At 37.9% G+C, this 13,136-nt stretch carries 13 protein-coding genes; 1 reads left to right on the top strand and 12 read right to left on the bottom strand.

Annotated elements, in window-relative coordinates; translation table 11 throughout:
- Position 1 precedes the first annotated feature (1 nt).
- From pknB to gmk, 8 genes are all read right to left on the bottom strand, one after another.
- Entirely contained in the window at positions 2-1,492 is a 1,491-nt protein-coding gene (gene pknB / locus ADU73_RS08910; protein WP_062913406.1) for a Stk1 family PASTA domain-containing Ser/Thr kinase, read from the bottom strand.
- The gene (locus ADU73_RS08905; protein ID WP_046872158.1) at positions 1,493-2,236 is read right to left on the bottom strand and encodes a Stp1/IreP family PP2C-type Ser/Thr phosphatase; all 744 of its coding nucleotides are present in this window, start codon (positions 2,234-2,236) and stop codon (positions 1,493-1,495) included.
- Between the two features lie 6 nt (positions 2,237-2,242).
- Positions 2,243-3,574, bottom strand: a complete 1,332-nt coding sequence (gene rsmB, locus ADU73_RS08900) for a 16S rRNA (cytosine(967)-C(5))-methyltransferase RsmB (RefSeq protein WP_046872157.1) — start codon at positions 3,572-3,574, stop codon at positions 2,243-2,245.
- Positions 3,571-4,521, bottom strand: a complete 951-nt coding sequence (gene fmt, locus ADU73_RS08895; protein ID WP_046872156.1) for a methionyl-tRNA formyltransferase — start codon at positions 4,519-4,521, stop codon at positions 3,571-3,573. The genes rsmB and fmt overlap by 4 nt, the downstream gene beginning before the upstream one ends.
- Positions 4,522-4,536: 15 nt before the next feature.
- Complete coding sequence (priA, locus tag ADU73_RS08890; RefSeq protein ID WP_062904307.1) at positions 4,537-6,951, bottom strand: primosomal protein N'; 2,415 nt, start codon at positions 6,949-6,951, stop codon at positions 4,537-4,539.
- A gap of 13 nt (positions 6,952-6,964) precedes the next feature.
- Positions 6,965-8,179, bottom strand: coding sequence for a bifunctional phosphopantothenoylcysteine decarboxylase/phosphopantothenate--cysteine ligase CoaBC (gene coaBC, locus ADU73_RS08885; protein ID WP_226996032.1), 1,215 nt, complete (start codon positions 8,177-8,179; stop codon positions 6,965-6,967).
- A gap of 77 nt (positions 8,180-8,256) precedes the next feature.
- Positions 8,257-8,466 (bottom strand): DNA-directed RNA polymerase subunit omega, encoded by a 210-nt coding sequence (gene rpoZ, locus ADU73_RS08880; protein ID WP_046872154.1) that lies wholly within the window; start codon positions 8,464-8,466, stop codon positions 8,257-8,259.
- Between the two features lies 1 nt (position 8,467).
- Positions 8,468-9,082 (bottom strand): guanylate kinase, encoded by a 615-nt coding sequence (gene gmk / locus ADU73_RS08875; RefSeq protein WP_046872153.1) that lies wholly within the window; start codon positions 9,080-9,082, stop codon positions 8,468-8,470.
- Positions 9,083-9,262: 180 nt separating this feature from the next.
- Here gmk and ADU73_RS08870 point away from each other — a divergent pair, with 180 nt between their 5' ends.
- Entirely contained in the window at positions 9,263-9,577 is a 315-nt protein-coding gene (locus ADU73_RS08870) for a hypothetical protein (protein ID WP_145930500.1), read from the top strand.
- Between the two features lies 1 nt (position 9,578).
- Here ADU73_RS08870 and ADU73_RS08865 read toward each other — a convergent pair whose 3' ends face one another.
- Genes ADU73_RS08865 through ADU73_RS08850 form a run of 4 tightly spaced genes read right to left on the bottom strand, consistent with a single transcriptional unit; the run spans position 9,579 to position 13,026 of the window.
- Entirely contained in the window at positions 9,579-10,250 is a 672-nt protein-coding gene (locus tag ADU73_RS08865; RefSeq protein WP_046872151.1) for an ABC transporter permease, read from the bottom strand.
- Between the two features lie 2 nt (positions 10,251-10,252).
- The gene (locus tag ADU73_RS08860) at positions 10,253-11,188 is read right to left on the bottom strand and encodes an osmoprotectant ABC transporter substrate-binding protein (protein WP_046872150.1); all 936 of its coding nucleotides are present in this window, start codon (positions 11,186-11,188) and stop codon (positions 10,253-10,255) included.
- 12 nt (positions 11,189-11,200) lie between these two features.
- Entirely contained in the window at positions 11,201-11,836 is a 636-nt protein-coding gene (locus tag ADU73_RS08855; RefSeq protein WP_046872149.1) for an ABC transporter permease, read from the bottom strand.
- Positions 11,833-13,026, bottom strand: coding sequence for a betaine/proline/choline family ABC transporter ATP-binding protein (locus ADU73_RS08850; RefSeq protein ID WP_081113886.1), 1,194 nt, complete (start codon positions 13,024-13,026; stop codon positions 11,833-11,835). Before ADU73_RS08850 ends, ADU73_RS08855 begins: the two co-directional genes overlap by 4 nt.
- Between the last annotated feature and the right edge of the window lie 110 nt (positions 13,027-13,136).

The raw sequence follows: 13,136 nt of genomic DNA, 5'->3' as shown, positions 1-13,136 counted from the left end.
TCTATTCTGTGACGGAAAAACGAATCGTCGTTGCTCTCGGAACAACGACTTGGTCAGGAACAACACTTTGATAAATAATCTTTCCATGATCAAACTGCATTGTCTGAACTTTCGTTTTTTTGATTTTAAATCCTTTTGCCCGTAACTTTTTTGCTACTTGGGTATAAGAATTCCCAATATAATTTTCAACAACATAACTATTAGGTCCCTGACTGATCACAATATTAACTGCGACCCCTGCTTGAACTTGCTTTTTACTTTTGGGTAACGTTTCTATAACCCGTTTGTAGTCAACTTTTTGATTTCCCGTTCGAGTAATCTGACCCACTTTTAGATTCTTTTTTTTCAAGACAGCTGTCGCCTCATTCTGGGTCATCCCAGAGACATCAGGAATTGAAACAACTTTAGGAAAACTCAGATAAAAGGCAACGGCAATCCCAACAATAAATAATGTCAATAACCCCAAGAAGATGGCAATCTTTTTCCTCAATGGATGACGATTTCGTCTTTTTTTAGTAACGGTGCTTGTTGATTTTTTTTCGTTGTTTGGTTGTGAAATGGCCTTAACTTCGGCAACATCCTTAATTGCCATAGGTCCAAAATGAGAAGCTTTCGCAATAATTGTTTGATCATTTGAAGACTGTGTTACAAAACGTGGTTCATCCGCACGGCTCGGTGAAAGAGATGTTTTAAGATCGTTTGCCATTTCAGTAGCGGAAGCATATCGGTCAAATGGGTTCTTAGCGGTTGCCTTTAAAATAACGTTTTCCAAGGCCTGCGGAATTCTAGGATCAAAATCACGAACAAGAGGAATTTGATTTTGAGAATGTTTGATGGCGATTGAAACTGCATTTTCACCTTCAAATGGTACCCGCCCGGTCAACATCTCATATAAAATAATTCCTAATGAATAAATATCTGATCGTTTGGTTGCCAGATGACCACGGGCTTGCTCCGGAGATAAATAGTGAACTGATCCCACAACTGCATTGGTTTGCGTGATTGTTTGGTCTTGCTGGGCCACGGCAACTCCAAAATCTGAAATCTTAGCACTACCATTCTTATCCATTAACACATTTTGTGGTTTTAAATCACGATGAATAATCCCGTGTGCATGAGCCGCTGCCACACCACTCAAAATTTGTTCCATGATATCAATAACTTTTTGATAAGGAATGGGAAAATGGTCTTTGATGTACTGTTTTAAATCAGTACCATCAATATACTCCATAACCAAATAGTGAATCCCATTATCTTCACCAACATCATACACACTCACGATATTTGGATGCACAATTTCTGTGGTTGCAAGTGCTTCTCGTTGAAAACGTTGGATCGTCTTATCGTCATTTTGAAGATCAAAACGAATTAATTTTACAGCAACATCTCGCTTGAGAATAAGGTCACGCGATAAATAAACATCGGCCATTCCGCCTTCACCAAGCGAACTAATAACTCGATAACGTCCGTTAAGCGTTTGATTTGGTGTCATTTACTTATCCACCTCATCTTCCGCCTGAATGATGAGCACAGTTACGTTATCTCTGCCACCAGCTTGATTGGTCAATTCAATTAATTTTAAACATTTTTGTTCTAACTCAAGAGGGCCACCCAAAATATTTGCAATTGTTTGATCTGACACCATATTAGTTAAACCGTCTGTACACAAAAGAAGTTGATCATGCACTTTCCACGCATAAGTGTGCACATCAATGTCTGAGTTACTTGAGATTCCCAACGTTTTTGTAATAATATTTTTTTGGGGATGATTTTTAGCTTCTTCTGGTGATAACTTACCATTTTTAATTAATTCGTTCACTAATGAATGATCAGAGGTAAGTTGTTTCAATTCGTTTCCTTTAAATAAATAACAACGACTATCACCTAGATGAGCCACAATAAATTGGTTTTCCAAAATAATGGTAACTACAATTGTTGTCCCCATCCCATTTAGATCTGAATATTTTTGAGCAGTTTCCAAAATTTCATCATTTTCTTGAGTAACTTCTATTTGAAGCCACTTAATTGCATTAGTCACGTCATCAAAATCGGTACTTTGGAACAAATACCCTAAATGAGATACCGCCATTTCTGAAGCCACATCTCCACCTTGGCGACCACCAATGCCATCAGCAACGATGCTAAATAAAACGTTCTTTTTATTCTTAAAAACGCCGACATAATCTTGATTTTCGTCACGGTGGCTACCAATATCAGATTGAAATGCATACTTCACAAATTATCACGCTCTCTTTTGTAAACAAGCAATAAAGAAACCATCAGAGCCAAAATCATCCGGATAAATATTAAGATATGGAACAGAACGGTCTTCTTTTAAATGTTTAACCGTCTGTGTAGGAATCAATTTAAATTCAGGATGAAGTTCTAAAAACGCTGAAATTGTCTTTTCATTTTCTTGTTCTAATATCGTACATGTACTGTAAGTTATTATACCGTTATCTTTAACTTTAGGAGCCATTGCATTTAAAATTCCTAATTGGATTTTATGTAAGTTCTGACTATCTTCTAATGTCTTTTCATAACGAATTTCTGGCTTGCGGCGCATTAATCCAATTCCTGAACATGGTGCATCAACTAAAATTCGGTCAAAGTAATCATCTTCAACAATCGAATCAATTTTACGAGCATCTAATGCTTTTGTGGTGACCCGCTCGTCAAGACCCATTCGTTTAGCATTTTGCTTGATCAATCCTACTTTTTTAGGATGAAGGTCCAGTGCGAGAACGTGTCCTTCTTCACCAATTTTTTGAGCAATATGGGTTGTTTTACCACCAGGAGCAGCACAAGCATCAAGCACTTCCATGCCGGGATCCAATTGCATGGCTTCGCCGACGAGCATGGCACTTTCATCTTGAATTGTTAAAGCACCATTTCCAAAAAGTGGTGACTTACCAATACTGCCTTCAGTGACAATGACGCCATCTTTCGCTACTTTACTTGGTTCAGCTTGATAACCATCTTCATTTAACTGATCAATCACTTCCGATTGTGTGGTTGCATTTGTATTTACACGAGCAGCCTGTCGTGAAGGGTGATTAATGGACTCCAAAATTTGATCAGTTTTAGTGGTGCCTAACTCTTTGTCTAATTGTTCAACGAGCCATGGGGCTACGCTATATTTGATGCTTCGGTAATCCTTCTGATCAGCACTTAATTCGGGAATTCCTACTCTTTGCATTTCATGTAAAACACCCGTTACAAACGCTCGGATTCCACTGTGCCCACGCACTTTGGCAATTTCAATGCTTTCATTAAAAATTGCCCGCGTGGGAACTCGATCTAAATAGACCATTTGGAAAACGGCTGAAAGTAAAAGTTGTTTAACCCAATCTTCTACTCTTTTATGTCCAATAAAAGGTGCTAAATCAAACTCCAAGGTTAATTTATGCTGAATTACGCCATACACGATCTCCGTCAGTAAATTAATATCCAGTTGGGACAATTTGCTTTCAGCAATCGTATTTTTTAATTCAATGTTTGAATACGCGCCCTTACTTACTCTCAATAAAACGTCAACTGCAAGTGCTCGGGGATTTTTTTCTTTATCTGTCATAGTTTAATAACCTGCTCGCCTTCATAGAATGCTTCCTGACTACCATTTAAGTAATCTGTAATGTCCATTTGTGGTTTACCCGCTGGTTGAACGCGATCCAAACTCACCACGCCATGTTCGCCAGTAGCGATAAGAAGCTCATGCTTTGTTTTTTTCACTACTTGTCCTGGTAAAAGCTCTGTTGTTTCTGTTAATGGTGTTACCTGCCATAGCTTTATCCGACTGCCATTTAGAATCACATAACTTACTGGAAAAGGACGGAGTGCTCGAATTTTGGCATCCACAAGTTTAGCACTTTTAGAAAAATCAACTTCTTCTTCCTCTGATTTAATCGTTGGCGAAAATGTAACCTCATCTTCATTTTGAGGAACACTTTCAATTTCTCCTGCGATCAACTTAGGCAACGTTTTCATTAATAAGTTACGTCCCAAAATGCTTAGCTTTTCAAACACAGAACCGACATCATCTGTAGATTCAATGGGGATTTTACTTTGTGCTAGCATTTCACCAGCATCCATTTTCTTAACCATATAGATTAGTGTCACACCAGTTTCGTGGTCTCCATTCATAATAGCATATTGAACTGGTGCACCGCCGCGATACTTTGGTAATAAGGAGCCATGCACATTTACCGCGGCAATTTTGACCGAGTTAATTAATTTCATTGGCAAAAATTGACCAAAGGCTGCAGTTACAATCAAATCGGCGTGCATGTTGATTAAAACTGTCATTTCTTCGGATCCACTAATTTTTTCCGGTTGAAAAACTGGAATATCATTTTCGACTGCCACTTGTTTGACAGGTGACATGGTCATTTTGTGCTTCCGTCCTGTTCGTCGATCTGGTTGCGTCACAACCGCCACAACGTCATAATTGGCATCTTGAACTAAACTTTTTAAAATGGGCGCTGCAAATTGGGGTGTCCCCATGAATATGATTGATTTCATTTTATTGAATTCCTCCTACATAAACGATTGTGGTTCTGGATCAATGGAAAGCTGAATTCCTAACCGATAGTCAGCCTGAGACTCCTGTAAAATTTTTGTGACCGCCTCGTGTAAACGGGGTTCTTTTTTATATTTAATCACAATTTGATAATAATATTTATTTTTAACCCGCGCAATTGGTTTCGGAGTTGGTCCGAGGACAATTGCATTCGAACTTAGTGCTGGTTTAAGCTCATCTAAAACAGTATACATCTTTTGAGCCGCAACTTTTTCTTCCTTATGAGCTGCAGTAATTTGAAGTGTAAAATAATATGGCGGATATTTTTCTTGATGGCGAATATACATTTCTTTTCGGAAAAAGTTTTCATAATTTTGGGTCTTGGCAAGTTGAATCGCATAATGATCTGGATTAAATGTTTGGATAAATACCTCACCAAGTTTGTCAGCTCGCCCTGCGCGACCACTAACCTGAGTTAAAAGCTGAAAAGTTCGTTCACTCGATCTGAAATCTGGTAATTCCAAAGCTGTATCTGCATTCAAAACTCCAACTAAGGTCACATTGGGAAAGTCTAAGCCCTTAGCAATCATTTGGGTTCCTAATAAGATATCAGCCTGTTGACGGCCAAACTTTTGTAAAATTCGTTCATGGGAGCCTTTCCGTCTCGTCGTATCAACATCCATTCTTAAAATTCGGGCTTCTGGAAATTGAGCCTGAAGTTCTTTTTCAACCTTTTCAGTCCCCGTTCCATAATAACGGATTTTCTCACTGTGACAATTTGGACACTGCTTAGGAATTGGCTCCTCATGACCACAATAGTGACATTTCATTCGGCGACTGTCCATATGCAAAGTTAATGAAATATCACAATTTGGGCATTTTAAAACAAACCCACAATCCCGACACATGATAAATGAAGAATAACCCCGCCGATTTAGCATTAAAATACTTTGTTGTTTTAAATTCAGACGATCCTTAATGGCCGCCAACAACGGATCCGAGAAATTTTGATTCGAACCACTCTGTAATTCTTCCCGCATATCGATAATTTTCACTTCTGGCAACGGATGACCATTAATTCGGTCCGGTAATCGAAGCAATTGATAAACATGCCGTTCACTACGCGCTCTAGACTCCAGTGAAGGAGTTGCGCTGCCCAGCACCAAGGGACAATTATGATAGTCACTCCGCCATTGCGCCACATTTCTGGCATGATAACGAGGCGTATCATCTTGCTTATAACTGGTTTCATGTTCCTCATCAATAATAATGACACCCACATTTTCAATCGGTGCAAAAATCGCTGATCGAGCGCCAACCACTACTTGAGCTTCATGTCGTTTAATTCTTCGCCATTCATCGTATTTCTCGCCATCCGAAAGGCCACTGTGTAAAACAGCCACTTGTTTCCCAAACCGACCTTTAACCCGACTAACCATTTGGGGCGTTAAGGCAATTTCTGGCACCAGCATAATAGCCGTTTTATTTTGTGCTAATGCATAGGCAATTGCTTGCAAATAGACCTCTGTTTTTCCACTTCCAGTAACCCCTTCTAATAAAAAGGTTCGTGCCTGCTGCTTTTTTATACTGTCAGTTACTTGATCCAATGCACTTTGTTGCTCTGAATTCAGTTTCAGTGGTAAAGTCAATTTCGCGTTTGTTGCATAAGGATCCCGGTATTGTTCGACTTTTTTACGGATAAGCCACCCACGTTCTTCGGCACTCTTAATCGTGGCAGCCGTAATCTTTAATTTTTTTTCAACTTCAGTTTGTTTAATTTCATTCGGATGCGCCGCTAAATAGTGAACGAGGTCACGAATTTTGGTTGCATTTTTTCGAAGGGAGTTCAAAATTTTAGATTCGTTTTCAGAATTTATTTGTGACTTAATTTGAAATACTTGCTTAGAATGTGCTTGGTTTTTAACTTTATAAATAATTTCAATTTGATTCTTTTTTCGTAGTTTCAATAAATCACTTTGCTGTTTTGAAGTTAATTGATCCGGTTGGAAATCATCCCAATCAGATTCAGGCAAGATAGTCGCTAAATCTTCAATTGAAACTTGAGAATCGATGATTTTCAACTGCTTAGTATATTTTGCCCGCATAACATTTGGCAACATCGTTAGAAGACAGGTGATTTGAAAGGAAAAAGTACTATCCGCTAACCAACTAGACATTTTAATAAGCTCTGGATTTAAAACTGGTTCCAAATCCATTAAACTTTCAATACTTTTGAGAGGATTCTTTTCTTCAGCTTTAGTTTCAAGTGCAACAACAAATCCCTGAATTTTTCGATTACCGTTACCAAATGGCACAACCACACGCATTCCAACTTGGATGTCATTTTCAATCTGGGTTGGAATCAAATACGAATAGGGATTATTTGTTTGCATAGTGGGCACGTCAACAATTACTTTGGCAATTTGAACCATCTTTTCACCTGCTTTATGTAAATCGTTTTGCAATTACTTCCAAAATTTTTCTCGCAATAATTTGTTTATTAGCCTTAGAAACTTTAATATTTTCGGTATCATGCTGTAAAATTGTGATAGCGTTATCTTCTGAACCAAATCCAATGTCTGCTTGAGAAACGTCATTAGCCACGATTATATCCGCACCTTTAGAATCCAGCTTTTTTTTCGCATTATCAAGAAGATCATTAGTTTCAGCTGCAAATCCAACCACAATTTGGTTTGTTCGGACTTGTTTTAAACTTTTTAAAATATCAGGAGTTTCTTCAAGTTTAATCGTTAAATTAGAAGATTCAGCCAACTTTTTTATTTTGTGATCAACAAAGTGAATGGGCCGATAATCAGAAACTGCAGCTGCCATAATGAACACATCTGTAGTTGCAAAATAGGAATGAACAGCCTTTGATAGCTCTGCAACTGTCTCCACTTGAACAAGTTTAACTCCTTGAGGAACTGGCAAAGTTACATTCGCCGAAATTAGGGTAACTGATGCACCATTTTTTTGAGCAACTTTAGCTAATGCATACCCCATTTTACCAGACGATTTATTAGAAATATAGCGAACTGGATCAATATATTCACGAGTGCCGCCAGCAGTGATAAGGACTCGTTTGCCATTAAATTTAGCTAGTTTCGAATTAACTAAATTTTCTGACAGATTAGTGACGTAGTCAAAAATTGCCATGGTGTCTGGAAAACGTCCTTTGCCGGAATAGCCTTCCGCAAGTGGCCCGTCATCTGGCTCCATAACGTGAACACCATCATTTTTCAAAGCTTGAACGTTCCTTTGGGTAGCAGCATTATTCCACATATGCACATTCATTGCCGGAACAATCACGACAGGGACAGAAAGTGCTAAAAGCGTCGTACTTACAAAGTCATCAGCCATTCCAACAGCCATTTTGCTCATAATATTTGCGGTTGCTGGTACCACAATTGCAAGTTCCGTCCAATCGGCCAATTCTACATGAGCCACGGCTGCAGGTGTGGCTTGTTCGAACAAATCAGTTTGCACAGTGTGCTTGCTAATGGTTTGAAAAGTGTTTTTACTTACAAATTGAGTTGCCGTTTTCGTCATGGCCACCCGAACTTCTGCTCCCGCTTTTTGGAAGGTACGAATCAGTTCCACAGTTTTATAAACTGCAATTCCGCCTGTTATAAAAAATGTAATGTGTTTATTTTTCCACATAGTCATTCTCCTCGCTTACTAAAAAATTGAAAAAAGGTCTGAAAGAAATTTCTCTCAGACCTTACATCAAATTATCATTAAAATTCTGTTTTATCAGGATCAATCACAATGTCACCTGCAACAATTTCCTCAAGTGCTTTTCCAACACTTTTTGTTGATTCGTACTTATCCAAAAGAGGTTGCGAACCAGCATCCAATTCATGAGCCCTTTTGCTTGCTAGCATAATCAAAGAGTAACGTGAATCTACGCGTTCCAATAAATCATCAACTGAGGGATATAAAATCATTTTATTTATCTCCTAACATTTCTTCATATTCTGGAAAGACCCTTTCAACTCGGAATCGTTCACTTTTTATAATTGTTTTAATACTTTCAACCGCATTCTCAACTTTATCATTAACGACGGCAAAATCATAGTCTTGCATCATTCGAATCTCTTCGACAGCTTTTGTCATCCGTTTGTTAATGGTTTCCATATCTTCCGTCCCACGATTTATAATGCGTTGTTTTAATTTCATCAAATCGGGAGGGGTTAAAAATACAAAAACTCCTTCAGGCAATCGTTTTCTTACTTGTAAAGCTCCGTTCACTTCAATTTCCAAGAAAACATCTTTGCCACGATCTAACGTTTCATTGACATACTTCAAGGGTGTTCCATAATAATTATCAACGTACTTTGCATACTCCAACATTTGACCAGTCTCAATGTTATGCTCAAATTCCTCTTTGGAAACAAAGTAATAATCTTCACCATTCACTTCGCCTTCACGGGGTTTTCGCGTTGTCATTGAAATCGAATACTGAAAATCATTGCCACCCTGATCAAAGATTGCCTTACGTACCGTTCCCTTACCAACTCCAGATGGTCCGGATAAAACGATAAGCATCCCTCTTTTTGCCATAATTAAAATCTCCTAAATATAATGTACTCTTATTATCGCTTTTTTAAACAGTCTTTTCAAGCTTCAATCAAGGTTCTGACGCGATTTTGTGGATTTTAAAAAATGTTTTATATTTAATATTGCAATTGTGAACGTTCGTTCGTATAATGAAGAGGCAAACAAATGTTCGAGGTGGAAATCATGGAAAATTTACAACATAATAATAATCACATATCTAATTTCGTTTCTAATTCATATCAAAAACTGTTTTCAGAACCAAGTCTTAAGGGCATTGAACCCCAAATGCCCCTATTTCAATTGAATGCTTTCTTAAAAAGAGCTATTCAAGATCATTATTTAGTAACTATTCAAATTAATGGGACTGAAGCCATTTATGAAACTACTGGTTTCTTGACAGCCATATCTGAAGATAGATTCATTTTATCGAGCAATCATCAAAATATCACATACTTACTTCAGTTAACTAACATCCGTTTTTTGAAACGCGTTAGCTAACTTATTTAGTTTGTTTAGATCGCTTATAAGCAGGATCAAGGCGATTTTGTACCCATTGTAATACCAAATCAGAAATAATAGCCATTAAAGCAGTTGGTAAAGCACCAGCTAAAATAATTGCTCCCCCATTAGTTGCATTCGTCCCACGAATAATAATATCCCCAAGACCACCTGCACCCACAAAGGTCCCAATTGCAGTAATTCCAATTGCCAGTACCAAAGCATTTCGAATTCCAGCCATAATCACTGACATTGAAAGTGGTAGTTCAACCATATACAAACGCTGGAAACGTGTCATTCCCATCCCCTTGCCAGAATCCAAAATACTAGGATCCACACTTTGCATACCACTATAAGTGTTTTTGATGATTGGTAACAAAGCATATAAGAATACGGTCGCGATGACTGTGTTCACCCCTAAACCTAAGCCCAGCATGATAATTGATAGCATAGCTAATGATGGCACAGTTTGAATGACATTAGCAATCCCAATTACGACTGAGCTTAGTTTGCTGTGTCGTGCAATTAAAATTCCTAATGGAATCCCTACAATAGCCGCAAACAATACTCCGTAAATTGAAATTAAAAAATGTCGATTAAACTGTGCTAGGACATACATACCATTATGTGAGAAATAGTAAATTAGCTGTTGAAAAATATTTAAATGTTCCATTTTTATTTACCATCCTTCCCATCAAAATAGTTATGTTGCTCTAGAAACCGTTTTGCAACCACCTGTGGTTCAATTAGGTCATTATCAGCTTCAGCATTAAGTTTTTGCATTGTGCTTAATGAAATTTTTCCCTTTAATTTCAATAAAACTGGTTTCAATTCTGGATGCTCCTTTAAAATCTTATCACTTGCCATAGGACTCGCAGTATAAGGTGGGAAAAATTGTTTATTATCTTTTAAAACTTTTAAATCATAGCTTTTAATTCGTCCATCAGTTGAATAACCAAGCACAGCATTCATTTTTCTGGACTGAACGGCACTATAGACTAAACCAATTTGCATTGGATAAACTTTTTGGAATCTAAATCCATATGTCTTAGCAAATCCGTCATAACCATCGCCCTTTCGGTTTACCCAGATCTGGTCAGCACCAACTGTCATATTGGGTGCCAGTCGCTTTAGATCACTAACGTTTTCCAAATTTTCTTTACGTGCCAACTTGCCAGTCACCATAAAAGCGTATGTGTCAGCAAAACCATAAGATGGAAAATAGGTCATATGATACTTATCTTTATAAATTTTACGAACTTTCTCCGTCGCTAATTTGGGATCTTTTACTGGAGCCTGCTTAAAGATGGTGGTTAAATCAGTTCCATTGTATCGAATTGCTGATATATCAGCATCGCCATTTTTAACTGCCTGGAAACTTACTGAACCTGAGCCTAAATTATTAATTAAGGTCGTTTTTAAGTTTGTATCATGTTCAATTAAATCAGAAATCATGTAGGCCATGATTTGCTGCTCGCTTGTATTTTGAGCCGCAATTCGAACCGTATCCTTTGAAGAAGAATTTAAACCAGGAAATCCACAGCCGCTCAGCAGAATACTCGAAACTAGCACTAAAATGCCAGCTTTAAAAAATCGTGATATTTTTTTCATTGTGATCCCCCTTTACGCTCTGGCACTCGTAGTTGTTGGTGTTAACCAAACCTCTAGTTTTCCCAACAACCAGTCAACTAGTAAAGCCAAAAGGATAACCGGAATTGATCCACCTAAAATAAGATCCGTCCGATACAAATTGAGACCATTAAAAATGAAATCACCAAGTCCACCCGCTCCAATGTAAGAAGCTAACGCTGTCCATGCAATCACATAAGTTGCCGATAAACGAATACCACTCATAATCACCGGTACAGCCATTGGTAGTTCTACTTTTATAATCGACTGAAAGTTAGTCATTCCCATACCTTTTGCAGCATCTTTTAAACTAGGATCCACCCCCTGAATTCCAAGATAGGTGTTTCTTAAAATTGGGAGTAAGGAATAAATAAATAGGGCCACAATCGCCGGAAGAGCACCAATCCCAAAAATTGGAATCATCATTGCCAATAAGGCTAGTGCTGGAACTGTCTGCAACACACTAGCAATTTCAATAATGACACCAGAGCCGTGTTTCATACGTGTCAATAAGATTCCTAAAGGAACGGCAACGAGTATTCCCAACCCGAGTGAAATCCCAGAAATATAGATATGTTGCCAGAGTTTATATAATAGCTGACCACCATATTGCTGAATAAAATTAATCATGCTTGGCCGTCACCCGCCTTTGCTGAGGTAACCTTATCTTTACCCTTGTTATCCTTGGTTGAATCTTCATTTGTCGAAGTATCTGCTTCACCCCAAAGGGCATCATACACAATATCAACTAGAGAAGCTCGAGTTACAATCCCGACTAACTTTTTATTTTCGTCTACAACTGGCACATTTTTGTAACCACGTTTTAAAATTCTTTCAACAGTATCACGAATAATGGAATTTTCATGCACATAGAAAACCTTCCGGGTCATCACATCATCAACACTCGTGGCTGTATTATAATTATAGTCAATTTGTTCGATATCTACATAACCCTTTAAAATTCCTGAATCATCCGTAACCAGCAAGGTATCAACCCGCTTTTCATGCATTAATTTCAGAGCTTCTTTCAAAGATCGTCCAGGTGTAATTGAAACAGCATTATTATACATAACCTGCCCAACAGTTGTAATACTTGGACGGGCCTGAATTAAACGGTCTTTTCCAATTAGGTTCTCGACAAATTCATTTGCGGGATGACGCAAGATTTCGTCTGGCGTGGCAACTTGAATCACTTTACCATGACTCATAACCACAATTCTGGTTGCGAGTTTTAAGGCTTCATCCATATCATGGGTCACGAAAATTACTGTTTTGCCCAATCGCTGCTGTAAATCCTGTACAAAATCTTGCAGGGACTCACGTGTAATCGGATCTAAGGCGCCAAATGGTTCATCCATTAGAATTAGGTCTTGATCAGCTGCTAAAGCTCTTACGACACCAATTCTTTGCTGTTGACCACCAGATAGTTCTGAAGGATAGCGATCTAGATATTCTTCAGGCAATTCAACCATCTTTATCATTTCTTTTGCCCGTTCATTCTTTTTTTCATCCGACCATTTAAGGAGTTTAGGAACAAGCGTAATGTTGTCGCGAATTGTCATATGAGGCATTAGCCCAACATTTTGAATAACATATCCAATCCTGCGCCGTAACTTTACAGGATCAGCTTTCAAAACATCTTTACCTTCTAATTTTATTGATCCAGATGAAGGATTTAACATCCGATTAATCATTCTCATTGTTGTTGTTTTTCCTGAACCAGAGGTCCCAATAAAACAAATAAATTCACCTTTTTTAACGTCTAAATTAAAATCATCGACGGCCTTTTTTCCACCGTACACTTTAGAAAGATGTTTCATTTCTAAAAACACACACATCAACTCCATTCTATTTTAAGTGTAACTAGTACTATGTTATCGTATATTACCTGCTTTCTGCAAATATTACGATTAACCATTATTCCATATCA

The sequence above is a fragment of the Pediococcus damnosus genome (genome assembly GCF_001611155.1).
Lineage (GTDB): Bacteria > Bacillota > Bacilli > Lactobacillales > Lactobacillaceae > Pediococcus > Pediococcus damnosus.
This window is presented reverse-complemented; position numbering and strand designations above follow the sequence as displayed.

Coding starts and splice junctions, on each gene's coding strand:
- pknB (WP_062913406.1), bottom strand. CDS start 1,492: ATGACACCAAATCAAACGCTTAACGGACGTTATCGAGTTATTAGTTCG.
- priA (WP_062904307.1), bottom strand. CDS start 6,951: ATGGTTCAAATTGCCAAAGTAATTGTTGACGTGCCCACTATGCAAACA.
- fmt (WP_046872156.1), bottom strand. CDS start 4,521: ATGAAATCAATCATATTCATGGGGACACCCCAATTTGCAGCGCCCATT.
- ADU73_RS08865 (WP_046872151.1), bottom strand. CDS start 10,250: ATGGAACATTTAAATATTTTTCAACAGCTAATTTACTATTTCTCACAT.
- gmk (WP_046872153.1), bottom strand. CDS start 9,082: ATGGCAAAAAGAGGGATGCTTATCGTTTTATCCGGACCATCTGGAGTT.
- coaBC (WP_226996032.1), bottom strand. CDS start 8,179: ATGTGGAAAAATAAACACATTACATTTTTTATAACAGGCGGAATTGCA.
- ADU73_RS08860 (WP_046872150.1), bottom strand. CDS start 11,188: ATGAAAAAAATATCACGATTTTTTAAAGCTGGCATTTTAGTGCTAGTT.
- rsmB (WP_046872157.1), bottom strand. CDS start 3,574: ATGACAGATAAAGAAAAAAATCCCCGAGCACTTGCAGTTGACGTTTTA.
- rpoZ (WP_046872154.1), bottom strand. CDS start 8,466: ATGATTTTATATCCCTCAGTTGATGATTTATTGGAACGCGTAGATTCA.
- ADU73_RS08850 (WP_081113886.1), bottom strand. CDS start 13,026: ATGAAACATCTTTCTAAAGTGTACGGTGGAAAAAAGGCCGTCGATGAT.
- ADU73_RS08855 (WP_046872149.1), bottom strand. CDS start 11,836: ATGATTAATTTTATTCAGCAATATGGTGGTCAGCTATTATATAAACTC.
- ADU73_RS08870 (WP_145930500.1), top strand. CDS start 9,263: ATGGAAAATTTACAACATAATAATAATCACATATCTAATTTCGTTTCT.